The 15,938-nt window shown below is 48.6% G+C and carries 17 protein-coding genes; 9 read left to right on the top strand and 8 right to left on the bottom strand.

The genetic code is table 11. The features are described 5' to 3' along the window. Positions 1–13: 13 nt before the first annotated feature. Entirely contained in the window at positions 14–994 is a 981-nt protein-coding gene (locus G3255_RS05410; protein ID WP_211653637.1) for a metal-dependent hydrolase, read from the top strand. Between the two features lie 46 nt (positions 995–1,040). Here the strand turns inward: G3255_RS05410 and G3255_RS05405 are convergent, their stop codons facing one another. The 3 genes from G3255_RS05405 to recX are packed head-to-tail and all read right to left on the bottom strand — an operon-like array spanning position 1,041 to position 2,431. Next, complete coding sequence (locus G3255_RS05405) at positions 1,041–1,295, bottom strand: YfhJ family protein (protein ID WP_101189901.1); 255 nt, start codon at positions 1,293–1,295, stop codon at positions 1,041–1,043. A gap of 4 nt (positions 1,296–1,299) precedes the next feature. Further along, positions 1,300–1,632 (bottom strand): YfhH family protein, encoded by a 333-nt coding sequence (locus G3255_RS05400; RefSeq protein ID WP_211653636.1) that lies wholly within the window; start codon positions 1,630–1,632, stop codon positions 1,300–1,302. Next, positions 1,625–2,431, bottom strand: coding sequence for a recombination regulator RecX (recX, locus tag G3255_RS05395; RefSeq protein ID WP_211655771.1), 807 nt, complete (start codon positions 2,429–2,431; stop codon positions 1,625–1,627). The genes G3255_RS05400 and recX overlap by 8 nt, the downstream gene beginning before the upstream one ends. Before the next feature lie 99 nt (positions 2,432–2,530). Here recX and G3255_RS05390 point away from each other — a divergent pair, with 99 nt between their 5' ends. The 3 genes from G3255_RS05390 to G3255_RS05380 all read left to right on the top strand — a co-directional run bounded on the left by G3255_RS05390 (position 2,531) and on the right by G3255_RS05380 (position 5,523). Continuing rightward, positions 2,531–3,430 carry a TIGR01777 family oxidoreductase gene (locus tag G3255_RS05390; protein WP_211653635.1) on the top strand — a complete coding sequence of 300 codons (900 nt, stop codon included), beginning with the start codon at positions 2,531–2,533 and terminating at the stop codon, positions 3,428–3,430. A 41-nt stretch (positions 3,431–3,471) separates the two neighbouring features. Continuing rightward, a complete protein-coding gene (gene rlmD, locus G3255_RS05385; protein WP_211653634.1) occupies positions 3,472–4,836 on the top strand; it encodes a 23S rRNA (uracil(1939)-C(5))-methyltransferase RlmD in 1,365 nt (454 codons plus the stop codon). 135 nt (positions 4,837–4,971) lie between these two features. Beyond that, the gene (locus tag G3255_RS05380) at positions 4,972–5,523 is read left to right on the top strand and encodes a flavodoxin family protein (RefSeq protein WP_211653633.1); all 552 of its coding nucleotides are present in this window, start codon (positions 4,972–4,974) and stop codon (positions 5,521–5,523) included. A gap of 115 nt (positions 5,524–5,638) precedes the next feature. Here the strand turns inward: G3255_RS05380 and G3255_RS05375 are convergent, their stop codons facing one another. Continuing rightward, positions 5,639–6,811 (bottom strand): MFS transporter, encoded by a 1,173-nt coding sequence (locus tag G3255_RS05375; RefSeq protein ID WP_211653632.1) that lies wholly within the window; start codon positions 6,809–6,811, stop codon positions 5,639–5,641. Positions 6,812–6,890: 79 nt separating this feature from the next. Between G3255_RS05375 and G3255_RS05370 the strand changes: the two genes are divergently transcribed. The 3 genes from G3255_RS05370 to G3255_RS05360 all read left to right on the top strand — a co-directional run bounded on the left by G3255_RS05370 (position 6,891) and on the right by G3255_RS05360 (position 9,834). After that, entirely contained in the window at positions 6,891–7,271 is a 381-nt protein-coding gene (locus G3255_RS05370) for an OsmC family protein (RefSeq protein ID WP_211653631.1), read from the top strand. A 321-nt stretch (positions 7,272–7,592) separates the two neighbouring features. After that, entirely contained in the window at positions 7,593–7,790 is a 198-nt protein-coding gene (locus G3255_RS05365; RefSeq protein WP_211653630.1) for an SE1561 family protein, read from the top strand. A gap of 169 nt (positions 7,791–7,959) precedes the next feature. Then, on the top strand, positions 7,960–9,834 hold the full coding sequence (locus G3255_RS05360; RefSeq protein ID WP_211653629.1) for a heavy metal translocating P-type ATPase: 1,875 nt from the start codon (positions 7,960–7,962) through the stop codon (positions 9,832–9,834). Positions 9,835–9,861: 27 nt separating this feature from the next. Here G3255_RS05360 and G3255_RS05355 read toward each other — a convergent pair whose 3' ends face one another. Continuing rightward, on the bottom strand, positions 9,862–10,776 hold the full coding sequence (locus tag G3255_RS05355; protein WP_211653628.1) for a YihY/virulence factor BrkB family protein: 915 nt from the start codon (positions 10,774–10,776) through the stop codon (positions 9,862–9,864). An 11-nt stretch (positions 10,777–10,787) separates the two neighbouring features. Then, positions 10,788–11,252 (bottom strand): YtxH domain-containing protein, encoded by a 465-nt coding sequence (locus G3255_RS05350; RefSeq protein ID WP_211653627.1) that lies wholly within the window; start codon positions 11,250–11,252, stop codon positions 10,788–10,790. A gap of 187 nt (positions 11,253–11,439) precedes the next feature. Here G3255_RS05350 and G3255_RS05345 point away from each other — a divergent pair, with 187 nt between their 5' ends. Both G3255_RS05345 and G3255_RS05340 read left to right on the top strand, forming a co-directional pair. Further along, the gene (locus G3255_RS05345) at positions 11,440–12,801 is read left to right on the top strand and encodes an alanine/glycine:cation symporter family protein (protein ID WP_211653626.1); all 1,362 of its coding nucleotides are present in this window, start codon (positions 11,440–11,442) and stop codon (positions 12,799–12,801) included. 58 nt (positions 12,802–12,859) lie between these two features. Then, the gene (locus G3255_RS05340) at positions 12,860–13,081 is read left to right on the top strand and encodes a DUF1128 domain-containing protein (RefSeq protein ID WP_058381364.1); all 222 of its coding nucleotides are present in this window, start codon (positions 12,860–12,862) and stop codon (positions 13,079–13,081) included. 503 nt (positions 13,082–13,584) lie between these two features. Here the strand turns inward: G3255_RS05340 and G3255_RS05335 are convergent. Together G3255_RS05335 and G3255_RS05330 are read right to left on the bottom strand one after the other, a co-directional pair. Beyond that, positions 13,585–14,583 (bottom strand): class I SAM-dependent methyltransferase, encoded by a 999-nt coding sequence (locus G3255_RS05335; protein WP_211653625.1) that lies wholly within the window; start codon positions 14,581–14,583, stop codon positions 13,585–13,587. Further along, the gene (locus tag G3255_RS05330; protein WP_211653624.1) at positions 14,580–15,887 is read right to left on the bottom strand and encodes an FAD-dependent oxidoreductase; all 1,308 of its coding nucleotides are present in this window, start codon (positions 15,885–15,887) and stop codon (positions 14,580–14,582) included. Before G3255_RS05330 ends, G3255_RS05335 begins: the two co-directional genes overlap by 4 nt. Between the last annotated feature and the right edge of the window lie 51 nt (positions 15,888–15,938).

Below are 15,938 nucleotides of genomic sequence, written 5' to 3'. Positions count from 1 at the left end.
GGGGGATGCGTCGATGGATACAGGAACTCATATCGTCATGGGCATTGCGCTCGGCGGATTGGCAATGGCCGATCCCGTTGTCGCTGCCCATCCGGCCACTTTGACTGCCGTCATGACCGGTACCATTATCGGCTCACAAATCCCCGATATCGATACTGTTTTAAAGCTGCGCGACAACGCGGTTTATATACGCCATCACCGAGGCATAACACATTCAGTGCCGGCCGTGCTGTCATGGCCTATTTTGCTTTCGGGAGCAATTTACCTTATTTTCCCAGAAGCGAATCTTCTTCATTTATGGCTATGGACCTTCCTGGCTGTGTTCCTGCATGTATTTGTGGATATATTCAATTCATACGGCACACAAGCATTGCGGCCATTTTCCAATCATTGGGTGGCACTCGGCGTCATCAATACCTTTGACCCGATCATTTTCGGTGCACACGTCGTGGCCCTCATGATTTGGGCGTTCGGAGCCGATCCGGTCTGGACGATGAGCATTTTGTATATCATTTTGTTCTTCTATTACGTCTCGCGCTTTGCGCTGCAGTCAGCGATCAAGCAGGCGATCCGCAATACGATCCCGGGCACGAACGATGTATTCGTCGCCCCGACAATGCGCTATTTCCAATGGCGCATCGCCGCTGATACGGACCGCCATCATTATGTCGGCCAGGCTTACGGGCGGTCGATCAACATCTACGATAAGTTCCTGAAAAAGCCGATGCCTGAAAATGCCTTGATTCAAACGGCGATGAAAGACAAGAACTTAAATGCTTTTGTGTCATTTTCCCCGCTTTACCGCTGGGAGATCAACCAATATGGAGAGATCTACGAAGTGCGTTTAATCGATTTGCGCTACCGCAGCAACGATTATTATCCGTTTGTTGCAGTTGCCCATCTGGACGAAGACCATAATATCCTGAACTCTTATACAGGATGGATCTTCAGCGAAGACAAATTGAGGAAAAAGCTCGATTTCAGCCATAACTGAACAGAAAAACGGCCGGGGTACTCATCCCCGGCCGTTTTTTTGTCGTTTAAGAATCGTGCAAAAGATGTGCGTATTTCGGGTTGTTCCCTGCAAATTCGTGAATTTTATCGCCGTAACTTTCAATCCACTGGCGCACGACTTTTTCGACGACCGCCGTGCCTTGATAATCATATCCTGCTTTCGCGTAGGAAGATTCAAAATCAGACACCAATAATTCGATCCACGTCCGGGCTTTGTCTTCAGACAGCTCCGGATTTTTTTCTCTCAATTCGATGATTAATTGCTCAATGACTTCTTTCATCGATTCACTTCCCTTCCTTTAATGGACGCAGCATGGAAATCGGCAGCGCTTCTGTGTGTTTGTCGCCGCCCATGCGGTAACCCCAAGCAAAATTCCCTTTTAAATAATCAATTTGAAAATAAACATTCGGGTCGCCTTCCACGCGGTAAACTTCCCCTGGTTTGAAATCTTTTGGATCCAGCAAAAACGACGCGGCCATGATGGCTTTGCGCTCGAGCACCGCGAATTCATTGACGATGCCGAGCTGTTCCGCTTTGCGCGCTTTTTCTTTCAGACGGGCAATTTCATTGCGCAGTTCCGTCTCGTCCATTTGTGAATATGGTTTATTGTCACTCATCTTCAAGCTCCTTTTCTTCGATGTACTGGCTGATCACATCGCCTGGGAAGCCTTTCTGGTACAGGCCTTGCTTCACTTTCCGGCTCAGGTCGTTCCCCGACAATTTACTTTCATGCTTGCGCCATAATTTATCGCCTTGCTGGCGGACGCTATCGAGCCATTGATCTCCGTCGCGTTCAAGATCCAGCGTTTCAATCGCTTGCTTGATGATCCCGTAAGGATAGCCTTTTCTCATCAGCGAGTCGTTGATTTTCTGTTTCACCTGGCTCGGGGTTTTCGATTGTTCTTTCGCTGCGATTTTTTCCGCGAGACCTGTGGCGACTTCGAGCTGCTCTTCCTCAGTGTAATTTGTTAAGACATCTTTTTGCATAGCCTTATCAATTCCTCTCTTTTGCATGTCCTGTTGGATAGCGCGCGGCCCTTTTTTGCCGGATTTGATTTGCGTCCGGAGCAATGCTTCTGAAAACTGCTGGTCATCTAGGAAGCTGAGTTCATAGAGCTTCTTGACCGCTTCGTCGATCACGGCTTCACCGAATTCCTTTTCCTTCAGTTTCTTCCGGACTTCGCCTTCGCTGCGCATGCGGAAGCCGAGGTAATGCAAAGCTTTATTGAATGCTTTTCGGACTTCATCCTCAAAGTTCATTTCTTCGATCGTCCACTGGTCGAGTTCTTTGCCTTTGGTCAATTGGTAGCGGATGATCAAGGTTTCGTCGACACTGAACGCAAATTTTTCTTCCAGATAAATATTATAGCGTTCTGGATTGTTTTTTCCGCGGGTTATTTTCGTAATGATCGGCATCAATTTCCCCTCGCTTCTTGTTCCATTATACACTTTGAACAGCCTCTTGGCATATGCTTCGCTCGAATTGGGTATGGGATAGACATGGAGGCGATGGAAATGAAAATAGCGATAACTGGCGGCACCGGGTTTCTCGGTTCCGTCTTGACAGAACTGTTACTGGAAAAAGGACACGAAGTGTTTATTTTAACACGTTCCGATAAACCGAAGGAAGGGGGCATCACATATGTCCAGTGGCTGTCTGATGGAGCAACCCCCGAAGCGCAGCTTGAAGGCATCGATGCGCTCGTCAACTTAGCCGGCACATCGATCAACGACGGCTTATGGACAGACAAACAAAAGAAGAAAATCTACGAAAGCCGCGTATCGGCGACGAAAGAAGTGCTGCGCATCATCTCGACGCTTGAAAAAAAACCGGAAGTGCTCGTCAATGCGAGCGCGATTGGAATCTATCCGGCTTCTGAACATAAAACCTACACGGAAGCTGACCATGAATACGGCAATGATTTTCTTGCTGAGACAGTCTTAGCTTGGGAGAGCTTGGCCGAACAAGCGCAACTCGACGGCGTCCGTGCCGCTTATGCGCGCTTCGGCATCTTGCTCGGAAAAGAAGAAGGCGCCCTTCCTTTAATGGCGCTGCCGTATAAATTATTCGCCGGCGGCACAGTTGGTACCGGCAGGCAATGGCTGTCCTGGATTCACGTCCGCGATGCAGCGCGCGCCGTGCTTTTCGCCATCGAACATAAAGAGCTCACAGGCCCCTTCAATGTGGCCGCACCGAACCCCCAGCGCATGAAAGCATTCGGCAAGGAAATAGGGCGGGCGCTCGGCAGGCCGCATTGGATCCCCGCCCCCTCATTTGCGTTGAAAGCAGCGCTCGGCGATAAAAGCAGGCTCGTGCTGGAAGGCCAGCGGGCACTTCCGACCGTCCTTCTCGAACACGGTTTTAAGTTCGAGTTCCCGAATTTGCCGGAAGCACTGGCTGACATATACAAATAAGCGTATAATGAAGGGATGACCAACTGAAGGACGTGACCTGCATGACTGAAAAACCAATCATTGAAATGGGGCAGAAATTCCCCTTAACCATTAAAAAGCTCGGCATCAACGGAGAAGGCGTCGGCTTTTTCAAGCGCAATGTCGTCTTTGTCCCCGGGGCGCTGCCAGGTGAAGAAGTCACCGCGCAAGTGACCATCGTGAAACATAATTTCGCACAAGCGCGGATATTGAAGATCCGTAAAGCTTCCCCCCACCGCCAGACGCCGCCGTGCCCGATTTTCGAAACATGCGGCGGCTGCCAATTGCAGCATTTATCCTATAGCCAGCAGCTCGTCGAAAAACGCGACCTGGTGCTGCAATCGCTCGACCGTTATTTACGCGGGACGGACATCCAAGTGCGAGAGACGATTGGCATGGACGACCCGTGGCATTACCGCAATAAGAGCCAGTTCCAGACGCGCAAGAAAGACGGCAAAGTAATGGCCGGCTTGTTTGCGGAAGGCTCCCAGCAGCTGCTCGATATCGAACAATGCCTCGTCCAGCATCCGGACACGGTGAAAATTACCAATGCCGCGAAGCGCATCATCGAAGAATTGAACTTATCCATCTACGACGGCAAATCGATGAAAGGGCTGGTCCGGACGATTGCTGTCCGTACGGCAGTCAAGACGGGCGAAATCCAGCTTGTACTCATCACGACTCGCAAAGACATCCCGAAAGAGAAAGTGCTCGTCGAACGCTTGAGCGCAATCGACCCGAACCTGGTATCCATCGTGCAAAACGTCAATGCCGAGAAAACGTCACTCGTATTCGGCGAAGCGACGCGTACTTTGTTCGGCAAACCGACCATTCACGAAGAACTCGGCGAATTATCGTTCGACTTGTCTGCCCGCGCATTTTTCCAATTGAATCCGGAACAGACCGTGGAGCTCTACGATGAAATCAAACGTGCAGCGAAATTGACCGGCAAGGAATCCGTCGTCGATGCCTATTGCGGCGTTGGCACAATCGGCCTGTGGCTGGCGGATTCCGCCCGTGAAATCCGCGGCATGGATACCATTCCGGAAAGCATTGCCGATGCAAAAGCCAACGCCAAAAAACAAGGCCATCAAGCGACTTACGTGACGGGCACAGCAGAAAAATGGCTCGAAACCTGGCGCAAGGAAGGCTATGTGCCGGATGTATTAACAGTAGACCCGCCGCGCACCGGGCTTGCGGACTCGCTATTGAAAACCATCTTGAAAGTAAAACCGAAACGTTTTGTCTACACGTCATGCAACCCTTCGACACTCGCGAAAGACTTGCAGCAATTGACGAAGGTCTACCGCGTCGAATACATCCAGCCGATCGATATGTTCCCGCAGACTTCGCAAGTGGAAGCGGTGTGCTTATTGAGCTTGAAATAAAAAGTTTCCCGCTCTTTGATTCGCGCTTCGTATAAACTTGACTCCACATTGCGTTTGATTTTTAGCCGGCCATTACGTTTTGAAGGCATCCACTGCCAAAGCCTAGGTGAAATCAGTTAACCAGGAGGAATCGCCATGAAGCCGTTAATCGTCTATTACTCCCATTCCGAAAACAATCAAAAGCTAGCGATAGAACTGCAAAGCCGGATCGGTTGCGAGTTGCGCGAAATCAAGGAAAAAAAGAAACGGAAAGATTTATCGATCTTGATGGATTTTCTCATCAAGCGCGACTCCCGTTTGGCGCCACTGGATTTTGACCTGAGAGAATACAGCCCAGTGATTTTGCTGGCACCGATTTGGGCAGGAAAAATTGCGGCGCCGATGCGGACCTTTATCAAAAAGTCGAAAGATGATTTAACCGATTACTCATTTATTACCATTTGCAGCGGTGGGCCTGGCCAGCGGGAAAAGATTGGTGCAGAACTGCTTGCGCTCACCTCCCGCGAACCATCGGCATTAGCCGAATTATGGATCAACCACTTGCTCCCTGAAGAACAGCGCAATAAAATTAAGTACACCAATAAGTTCCAGCTCAAGCGTGAGCATTTCAGTCAATTTGATAAAGAAATTAGGTTCTTCATTGAAATGGCGCTGCATGCAAACAAAGATTCCAAAACGCTGACATAATTCAAGCCACAGGCTAAACCGTTGAATACGGTGCCTGTGGCTTTTTTCATGGAACTAAAAAAGTTTAGGATGCACCTGCTCCTAAACTTTGACAGCACAATATTAAATTCAGAATTTAGGCCATATGCTTGCGCGGCCCTTTAAAAGCGATGATGGTGAACAAGGTCAATAGGATCCCGGTGATCAACAGCAGGAAACTCAACTGCTCGGTGACTTCAAGGAACAAGCCCCCTGCTGCCGGGCCGATCAAACTCCCGACACTGAATGCCACGCCGCACAATAAATTTCCCGTCGGCAGCAATTCTTTTGGCATCAAGTCGGTCATATAGGAAATGCCGAGCGAGAATGTCGAGCCGACAAACATGCCCGCCACCACAAACAAAGCGAGCGTGAGCCAAGCGTTCGACTCAAAGAACGTCGCCACCAAAAACGCCATCCCCCCGCCGCTTAGCGCAATCATCAATACCTTTTTCCGTCCGATGCGGTCACTGAGTTCACCGAGCGGCAATTGCGTCGCAATCGCCCCGATGGAAAAGGCAGCGAGAATATAGGAGACCATACTGATATCGAATGATTGGCGCAAAGCATAGACCGGATAGATCGCGCTCAGTGATGCTTCCAAAAAACCATAGCCGAGTGGGGGCAAAAAGGCGACCCAGCCGATGACGAGAGCCATCCGAAAGCGCTGTAAGGTTCCTTTGGCACCCATGGAACTGGCAGAATGCTCCGGAAAATCATTGCGCAGGAAAAACACCAGCGACCAGGCAATCAAGCAGAGAACACCGGAAATGATGAACGGCAAGGCTTCGAACACTTTGACGAGCGGCACAAAGAGCGGGCCTGCACCAAAGCCGACACTGAACGACATGCCGTAAATCGCGATGTTGCGCCCCAGCTTGTGGTGAGGCGAAGTGCTGGTGATCCAGGTTTGCGTCGAAAAATGCAGCGCCTGATCCCCTATGCCGATCAAAATGCGCAAAATAAACCAAAACAAGACGCTTTTCCATAACGGAAACGAAAGCAAAGCGAGGATCACCATCGCCCCACCGACGAGAATAAGCGGTTTAAACCCGAACTTTCTGAGCTGCGGCTCCATAAACGGCGCAACAGCGATAATGCCTATGTATAATCCTGTCGCACTGAGGCCGTTTAGCGTAGATGACACGCCATCCTGCTCGAAAATGACGGCAATGAGCGGCAATAACATGCCTTGCGAAAAGCCTGATATCGACACAATAGCGACCAAGATCCAAAAGCGGGCGCGTTCGCTTGATAAGAAATATTTCATAATGCCTCCCCGAACGAGCACGTTCTTTTCTATTTTTGGAAGTTTCCGCTACAATTTTAACATAAGGAGGAGATACAAGATGAAATTTTCCATGAATGAACACGGATTTACCGGGCATTTGCCTTTTGGCGAGCTCCATGTATCGACCAATGAAGAGTACGGATTCCGCCCTTATCAATTACTGGTCTCTTCATTGGCCATCTGCAGCGCAGGGATCATCCGCAAAGTACTCGATAAGCAACGGATGCCGGCAGAAGACATCGAAGTGGAAGTGAAGGAAATTGTCCGTATCGAGGAAGAAGCGGACCGCGTTTCAAAAGTCCATCTGCATTTCCGCATCAAAGGCGATATCAACGAAGCGAAAATGCCGCGCGTTATGGAATTGACGCGTAAAAACTGCTCGATGGTCCGTTCTGTCGAAGATACAATTGAAATTATAGAGACGTACGAATTGATTTAAACGCATAAAAGGCTCAGTCCGTTTCTGCATAGCAGATTGCGGGCTGAGCCTTTATGTTTTATGTTTACAGTTCGTTTCCATAATCGCACTTTCGGTGAAGCCACCTAAATGCTCGAATCGCCTCCTCTTTCCTATCGCGTTCTTTTATAGTTCGGTGATCCGTCTTGTCCTCCCCTCGTAAAGGATTGATACCACTATATCACATTAATCGAATAGTGTAAATATTCAATTAATAAATTTTATTATTTCTGCGTTTTTTCTGTACTATTGATATTCCGTTAGTTATCGGCTACTATATACAATGGAAACGAGGTGGAATCAATGGGAAAATCCATTACTGATAAGGAACAGCAAGTAACTTATATGAAACAAAGGCTCAGCATGTTCCTCGATGTGTTAGATGCCATCGAACCGGAAAGCACGGAGCTCGAAGATATTGACCGGCTGATTGCCATGGTCGACGATCTGGACAGCAAAATGCAACAGTTCAAAAACCGTCCTTCTACTGAAAACGAATAATCCCCAAGCCTTGAAGCTTCGATCGAAGCTCCAGGGCTTTTTTCTGCTGTCTTGCCACAACAATATTTCGAATTGACACACTATAAGCGGAATCTACACTCTATCCACAGCACCATATGGTAAACTGACAGTAATTACCGATACCCGAACATTTGATGGAGGAGTGCGTATGTGGAGTAAAGTTCGGCCTCATATAGAATTGATCGCTGCGGTGTTATCAGGGATCCTGATCATCATCGCCTATATCCTGGAATTGCAGGATATCGCTCTTCCTTCCGTCGCCATCTATTTGCTGGCATTTGTGATCGGCGGCTATGCAAAAGCCAAATACGGCATCAAAAAAACCATCGAAGACAAACAATTGAATGTCGAATTCCTGATGATCCTGGCAGCTGTCGGCGCATCCATCATCGGCTACTGGACAGAAGGCGCCATCCTGATCTTCATCTTTGCGTTAAGCGGTGCACTCGAAACTTATACAATGAACAAAAGCCGCAAAGAACTGTCTGCCCTTATGGAGATGCAGCCGGATGAAGCCTGGCTATTGAAAGAATCCGGCGAGACAGTGCGTGTTCCGGTCGGTGAATTGAACACAGGAGACCTCGTCGCTGTCCGGCCCGGCGAGCGCATTCCTGTCGACGGCGAAGTCCATTCCGGCCAAACCGCTGTCGACGAATCCGCCATCAGCGGCGAAGCGATTCCGGTATCCAAATACCAACACGACAATTTGTTTGCAGGCACCGTCAATTTGTCCGGCTCGATTACCATGGTCATGACCAAACCAAGTTCTGAAACGATGTTCCAAAAAATCATCGAGCTCGTGCAATCCGCTGAAAGCGAGAAGTCCCCTTCCCAACAATTTATCGAACGCTTCGAAGGTCGTTATGTCAAAATTGTCTTGATCGTCTTCGTGCTCATGCTGTTCCTGCCGCATTTCCTTTTCGGCTGGAGCTGGAATGAAACCTTCTACCGGGCCATGGTGCTGCTTGTGGTAGCATCCCCATGCGCATTGGTCGCTTCCATTATGCCCGCCACGCTTGCCGCCATCTCCAACGGCGCCAAGAGCGGTGTGATCTTTAAAGGCGGAGCGCATCTGGAGAATTTAAGCGTCATTAAAGCCATCGCATTCGATAAAACCGGCACATTGACTCGCGGCAAACCCGAAGTGACTGATTTCATCATCCGCCAAGGTGCAGATCGCGAACAAGTGATGGCGCTGGTCGCAGGAATTGAATCTCAATCCAACCACCCGCTTGCAAAAGCGATGACCGATTTTGTCATTCAGCAAGGATTCGAGCCGCTGCGCAATCTGCAAGTCGTGGATGTGCCCGGAAACGGATTGAAAACGCAATTCAATGGCGATGAAATCCTGATTGGTAAGCCAGGCTTTGTTGGCGAACAAGAAGCTTACGCTTTCGAGGGCGGTATTCTTGAAAACCTGGCGAATCAAGGAAAAACCGTCACTTTTGTAAGGGACGGGCATGGCATACTCGCTGCCATGGCGCTTAAGGATACTGTCCGCGACATTACCAAATCCACCATCGCGGAACTTCAGGACCGCGGCATTTATTGCATCATGCTGACGGGGGATAACCGAAAAACCGCAAAAGCCATTGCGGAAGAAACCGGGGTCGATGAATACATCGCCGAATGCCTGCCTGGCGATAAAGTGCAGCACTTGAAAAAATTATTAGCTAAATACAAATATGTAGCGATGACGGGAGACGGCATTAACGAGGCTCCAGCGCTTGCGACGGCCACGACCGGCATCGCCATGGGTGAAGGAACCGATATTGCTCTAGAAACCGCGGACGTTATTTTGATGAAAAATGATTTATCCCGCATTTCCTATTCGATCCGTCTGGCTCGAAAAATGCAGCGCATCGTCAAACAGAATATCTTTTTCTCTGTCGCTGTCATCCTGGTGCTCATCTTGTCGAATTTTTTTCAGGCGATTTCTTTGCCGCTTGGCGTCATCGGACATGAAGGCAGCACCATCCTGGTCATCTTGAACGGATTGCGAATGCTCAACCGCAACGTCTGAAATTCCACGAAAAAAGACGGCTCTCCCTCATTTACTGGGGATTGCCGTCTTCTTTTTATGCAGCCGTTTTCTGGATTGCCGCCTTCCTTGCATGACGGCATTGATTTGCCCGCCGATGATCAATAGCATCGCGGAAAGGTAAAGCCACAGCAACAGCAGGATAATCCCGCCGATACTTCCGTAAGTGGCTGAGAAATTGCCAAAATTATTAATGTAGATGGAGAACAAAAATGACAGTAATAGCCAGCCGAGCGATGCAAAAGCCGCTCCCGGCAGCACTGTCCAGAAACTGATCCGGACATTCGGCGCAAGCCAATAGATCACGGCGCATACAATAAATGTAATCAAGGCTGGAATGGTGAAACGGATCATTCCCCATAATTCCAGGAACCCTTCCTCAAGACCGAGGAACGCGAAAAAGAACAGGCCGATCTGGCGGCCGAATATCGGCAGCGCCAACGCTACTACTAACATGATGATCAACAGAATGGTCATTAAAATCGACATGCCTCTTGCCATTAACAACGGCCTGCTTTCCTTGACTCTATATGTAGCATTCAAGGATTTGATCAATGCATCCATGCCCAGGCTCGCTGACCAGATTGTCGCGAGCACACCGAATGATAGCAAGCCGCCGTTTTGATTGGTCAAGATTTCATTCAAGGTCTGCTCGATCAGCACATACACCTCTGCTGGAATGACATCTTCCATGAACAGGAAGACTTCCTCCCTCGGCAAATTCAAATATGGGAGCAAAGTGACGAGAAAAATCAACAGCGGAAAAATCGATAATAGGAAAAAAAACGCCAATTGCGCTCCGAGTCCCTGCACATCGACGTCTTTAATCCGTTTCCCTAATTCTTTTATAAATCCACGGCCAGTCAGCACGTCGTATTTCGGTTTACGCACTTGGGACTGGCCGCCTTTTTTTTGTATTGCCATGAACCTGTCCTTTAGTTGCGGTTCTGGTTCTGAGAGTTATTATTGCTTGATGAAGAGTCGTTTGTAGAAGAAGAATCATCCGTCAGTGAAGAACTCGGTGACGGGTTGTCTTCTTTAACCGCTGACATAACATCTTCTTTGGTATCGATTACCGCTTCTTTCGTTTCCATCACTGCGCCTCTTGCATCCTGTGCTACTTCTTTCACTTCAGGGACAAGCTTTTTCACTTGTTCCACTTTACCGCCAACATAAGCAGCGTCTTCCGAGATGCGGGCATAAAGATTTTGCGCACGCTCTGCCTGCTCTTTGAATGCTGATTTTAATTCATCTTTATTGTTCGCATAGTACTTCGCGTTTTCGCTTGCTTTTTTTGATTTGTCCATAACATCCTCACGGGTATTCCGGTCAAGAAGCGATACAAGTACGCCGACTGCCGCCCCTATTAATAATCCTGTCATTAATTTGTTTTGGCTCATTCCAAATTCCTCCTAGTATAAATTATAGTTTCTATCATACTTCGAATTTTTCCCTGTTCCTCTAGAATCTAAACACTTCACAAATTATTTTTTAAAAATAACTTGACTATATTATTAAACTTTCGGAATATTAACTCTACAGGAGGAATTTTTCCTAAATAAAAGAGAATTGAAAAGGGGGAGAAAAATGGAGGGATTAACAGAATTTCTAGGCACAATCAGCGGTTATGTATGGGGACCGCCGCTCTTGATTCTCCTGGTTGGTACAGGTATTTTCCTGACTGTGCGACTAGGCCTTTTACAATTGCGCCTGTTGCCATATGCACTGAAGCTGACATTTAGTAAAAACCCGGATAAAGATGCAGAAGGGGATATTTCCCATTTCCAAGCTTTGTCGACAGCAATGGCTGCGACAGTCGGGACAGGGAATATTGTCGGAGTTGCAACTGCAGTTATTCTTGGTGGGCCAGGGGCTGTCTTCTGGATGTGGTTCTCTGCATTCTTCGGGATGGCCACCAAATACGGCGAGGCAGTTTTGGCTGTCAAATACCGCATCGTTGATTCAAGAGGCCAAATGGCTGGCGGGCCGATGTATTACCTCGAGCACGGATTGAAACAGAAATGGCTCGCTGTGCTGTTTGCGATATTCGGCTCGATTGCAGCGTTCGGCATCGGAAACGGTACACAATCCAACTCTGTTGCTTCCGTCGTGCGCGATACGTTCTCTGTGCCGACTTGGATCACTGGCATCATCTTGACAATTTTTGCAGCCGTCGTCATCATCGGCGGGATTAAGACAATTGGTAAAGTTACCGCATTTTTTGTTCCATTCATGGCCTTATTCTATATCATTGCAGGAATCATCATCATGATCCTCAATATGGATCTCATTCCTGCAGCCATCGGCACGATCTTCAGCGCCGCTTTCACAGGTGAAGCGGCCGTCGGCGGTGCCATCGGTGCTGCGATCCGCTACGGTGTCGCACGAGGCGTCTTCTCCAACGAAGCGGGCCTTGGATCTGCCCCAATCGCGGCAGCTGCAGCAAAAACCGATATGCCTGGTCGCCAGGCTTTGGTATCGATGACGCAAGTATTGTTCGATACCCTGATCATCTGTTCGATTACAGGAATCACAATCGTCATGTCCGGCTTGTATTTGGATGACAGCCTTGAAGGTGCTGCGCTGACTACTGCTGCATTCGAGCAGTTCCTTGGCGGTGCCGGCCCGATCATCGTAGCAATCGGCTTGATCTTCTTCGCTTCTTCGACGATCATCGGCTGGTCGTACTACGGCGAGAAATGTTTCCAGTACTTGTTCAAGAACCCAAGCTTGTTGATTGTCTACCGCATCGCTTTCGTCGCGATGGTCTTTGTCGGCGCAACCGTTTCGCTTGATGTCGTCTGGACATTCTCCGATGTCATGAACGGCTTGATGGCTTTCCCGAACTTGATCGGCCTTCTCGGACTTTCCGGCGTCATCGTTTACGAGACGAAGAAAATCACGGCGAAGATCAAGGAAGAGAAAGAACAAGCACGTTCTGGCAATTGACATTCTATTTGAATAATGAAATGATAAAGCATACCCACCCGAAAGGCAGGAATGGATCATGGATTTATCCAAACAATCACCTGAGAACGTCGATTTTATGATTGAAGAAATAAAAACGAAACTGCGTATGGTCAATGTGGATGCAATGAAAGCCGAGCATTTCAACACTTCCGAATACGAAGACTTGCGTGAAATTTACGAGATGGTCAAAAACCGCGATAATTTCAGCCCGAATGAAATGCAGGCCATTGCCTCTGAACTCGGCTCATTACGCAAATAAAAAAACCCTGAAGCTCAACGCTTCAGGGTTTTTTTGTGCTTTGCTTCGGAAACTCGCCTTATGCCTGTTGAGGGGCCACAGGATGTGGGTCAGCTAATCGTTGCGACAGGACGTCGCGTCCTTAGGTTAGCTTCCTAAAAACGGCTGCTTCAGCTTTTCTTATTGTCTAGCTTCAATGGCCTGACTCTCGGGTCGTAAGCCAATTCCCCTGTGCGGCTGAAAAACGCCGCTTCGGGGACTCGGCTTACGCCTGTCGAGTCAAAACGGCCACTTCAGCTTTTCTTTTTGGCTAGCTTCGACAGCCAGACCCTCGAGGTCACAAGCCATTTTGCTTACGCGGCAAGTAACGCCGCTTCAGCAAACCGTCTTGTGCTTGTCGGGTCTACATGGCTGTCTCAGCTTTTCTTTGTCCAGCTCGATCGCCCAGCTTCTCGGGTCATAAGTCAATTTTCCTGTGCGGCAAAGAGCGCCGCTTCGGAAACTCGTCTTATGCCTGTCGAAGCTTAACGGGCGCTCTCGCTTTTCTTTTCATATTGCACGATGTACCAGCCGCCTTCTTTGATGACAGTGCGGAGGCTGAGAAATTCCAGGTTTGATTCTTCTCCCCATTCGATGAGTTCTTCCCTTTTCGGCAGTCGGTAAAGATTGTCGAATGATGAGAAGAAGCTATTGAAGACATTGGCGAATGGCGGGCTGTCCGGACCGCCGGCAATTGGGGTAACAACAGAGAAAATGCCGCCTGGTGCGATCCAGCTGCTGATTTCCTTAAACAAGGCCTGGCGCTTTTCGAGCGGGATATAATGCAATACGTTATTGAGCATGACCATATCCTGCGGGGATTCGGGCTTGTAATTCCACAGATCTGCCTGTTCAATAGAGACATTTTTTTGATCCGCTGTCAGTTCTTTCGCCTTTTCGACGACTTCCTCGCTGATTTCGATTCCCGTAAATTGAGTCGTTGGGAATCGCTGGCCCAATTTCTTTATGTAGCCGCCTTCCCCGCAGCCGATATCAAGAACGCGGCGGCAGTCTTTTTCCTTCAATCGTTTGGCCATTTTCGGATACGCCAATACTTCAAGCAAGCGGCTTGTTTCTGCGACAGTCGATGCGTGCTCATCCTCATCAAAGTGAAGACGGCTTTGGTTGCGCATCATTTTCGGGTACTCCAAAAGCGTCGGGATATGCAGTTCCATCATTTCCTTCAGCAATACACCTGATGAATTATTGCCTTTGGATTTCGGTAATTTCCAACGGCTCTTTATTTGGTAGCGGTTGCGTCCACTTTCCTTTAAATAGCCAATCGAGACCCCGATTGCTACCCATTGCGCAAGTAGCTGCTCATCGAGTTCTAAAGCATCGGCTACATCAAATTGTGTAACCGGTCGTTCGAATGCCTTAAATAGGTCCAGTTCATAGCCGACATAAGCATGCCAGCTGTACAGGAAGGGCTCATTGCGTTTCATATACGTTCTTGCTTTTACCATCTTCATTATATCGATCATATAAGTCCCTCCACTTTCCACGGGTAGTCGTCTTCCGGTTTGTAGTATTTCAGTTCTTTCGTGCCTTCTGCCAATTCCTTCGCGCGTACCGGCATGAATCCGCCTTGGATAAAGCGGTCCCGGACGTTCTCTTTCCATAATCCAAGCCCTGAAACGTTGAGCATCTGCTTGAAGTGAAGAATCGGATCTTCTTCCATGCGCTCAAAAGTCCGTTGGCGCAAATAACTGACTGGGCGATACGGGAATGAATAGGCGAGCGCCGCCAAATGGCTTAGCTGGATGACATGGTCTGCACGGCGGTAGCGCACTTTTTCATACCATTTCAGGTTGGTGGTATCGTTTTTTTCCTCAGCCAGCATATCCGCAGCCAATTCACCGAGCACATCAGCATCCTGTATCGCCATGTTCATGCCTTCCCCGGCCATCGGATGGACGGCATGTGCCGCATCTCCGATAATCGCTTTATTGCCTTTCACATAGGATTGGGCATGATACATGACGGGAATCATCAGCTGGATTTTTTTCCAGTCGGTCAATCGTTGAACATATCCGTCCACTGCCGGCGCCAAATCGGTATAAAGCTTATGGAAATGACTGATCGGCTTTTCCTTCAAACTCTTATAATCACCTGGCGGAATCAAATAGACGCTGCGTACTTGGTCATCAGGAAGAGGGAATAGCCCAAGGAAACGATTGTAAGTGGAGATGATTTTGCCATCTGTGAAATTCTCAGCCCGCGGAAACGTCACCGTCAGGAAATGATGGTTGTACGTTGTCTGCTTGACTTCAACTTCCATTGCTTTTCTCGTCACTGACGACCGCCCTTCCGCACCAAAGAAAAACTTGGCTTCCACTTCAAACTTTTCAGTGCCTTTTTGGAGAATGGCGGTGTTTTCTGTATAGCCCTTACAGGCAGTTCCTTTCAGGTAATGGAAGTTGTCGTATTCACAAGCCGCTTTCCGGATAATGGTCTTCAGCTCTTCATGATGGATCATATAAGCGGCATTGTATTTTCCTGGCAATACGCTATAATCCATAAACGATTGGTCTTTCACTTTCAAGGTACTGGAGAGTTCCAGCATATCGAGCACTTTGATTTCATTGGACCGATCGCAAATCGCATCGTATACATCAAGGCCGTCGAATACTTGCATGCTCTTCGGCTGCAGCAACTCTCCTTTATAGGTCGGAGAGCGCACGGCCATGCGTTCGGCAAGTACGACATCGAAGCCGCGCCGTGCCAATTTCAATGCGAGCGTCAGCCCTCCTATTCCCCCTCCGCCGATAAACACATCCGTTTTCATGAGCTTCAACTCCTTATTTTTCCTTACCCTGAAAAAGAGTTCCTGAAAACA

The organism is Planococcus sp. MSAK28401 (genome assembly GCF_018283455.1).
Taxonomy (GTDB): Bacteria; Bacillota; Bacilli; order Bacillales_A; family Planococcaceae; genus Planococcus; species Planococcus alpniumensis.
Note: the sequence above shows the minus strand (reverse complement) of the source record. Positions and strands in the feature narration are given on the sequence as shown.

Bases quoted from the DNA above. Each gene is read 5' to 3' on its own strand.
- G3255_RS05370 (WP_211653631.1), top strand. From the start codon at position 6,891: ATGAAATTTTCCATGAATGAACACGGATTTACCGGGCATTTGCCTTTT.
- G3255_RS05360 (WP_211653629.1), top strand. From the start codon at position 7,960: ATGTGGAGTAAAGTTCGGCCTCATATAGAATTGATCGCTGCGGTGTTA.
- G3255_RS05365 (WP_211653630.1), top strand. From the start codon at position 7,593: ATGGGAAAATCCATTACTGATAAGGAACAGCAAGTAACTTATATGAAA.
- G3255_RS05340 (WP_058381364.1), top strand. From the start codon at position 12,860: ATGGATTTATCCAAACAATCACCTGAGAACGTCGATTTTATGATTGAA.
- G3255_RS05405 (WP_101189901.1), bottom strand. From the start codon at position 1,295: ATGAAAGAAGTCATTGAGCAATTAATCATCGAATTGAGAGAAAAAAAT.
- G3255_RS05410 (WP_211653637.1), top strand. From the start codon at position 14: ATGGATACAGGAACTCATATCGTCATGGGCATTGCGCTCGGCGGATTG.
- G3255_RS05350 (WP_211653627.1), bottom strand. From the start codon at position 11,252: ATGAGCCAAAACAAATTAATGACAGGATTATTAATAGGGGCGGCAGTC.
- rlmD (WP_211653634.1), top strand. From the start codon at position 3,472: ATGACTGAAAAACCAATCATTGAAATGGGGCAGAAATTCCCCTTAACC.
- G3255_RS05335 (WP_211653625.1), bottom strand. From the start codon at position 14,583: ATGATCGATATAATGAAGATGGTAAAAGCAAGAACGTATATGAAACGC.
- G3255_RS05330 (WP_211653624.1), bottom strand. From the start codon at position 15,887: ATGAAAACGGATGTGTTTATCGGCGGAGGGGGAATAGGAGGGCTGACG.
- G3255_RS05400 (WP_211653636.1), bottom strand. From the start codon at position 1,632: ATGAGTGACAATAAACCATATTCACAAATGGACGAGACGGAACTGCGC.
- G3255_RS05375 (WP_211653632.1), bottom strand. From the start codon at position 6,811: ATGAAATATTTCTTATCAAGCGAACGCGCCCGCTTTTGGATCTTGGTC.
- G3255_RS05390 (WP_211653635.1), top strand. From the start codon at position 2,531: ATGAAAATAGCGATAACTGGCGGCACCGGGTTTCTCGGTTCCGTCTTG.
- recX (WP_211655771.1), bottom strand. From the start codon at position 2,431: ATGCCGATCATTACGAAAATAACCCGCGGAAAAAACAATCCAGAACGC.
- G3255_RS05345 (WP_211653626.1), top strand. From the start codon at position 11,440: ATGGAGGGATTAACAGAATTTCTAGGCACAATCAGCGGTTATGTATGG.
- G3255_RS05355 (WP_211653628.1), bottom strand. From the start codon at position 10,776: ATGGCAATACAAAAAAAAGGCGGCCAGTCCCAAGTGCGTAAACCGAAA.
- G3255_RS05380 (WP_211653633.1), top strand. From the start codon at position 4,972: ATGAAGCCGTTAATCGTCTATTACTCCCATTCCGAAAACAATCAAAAG.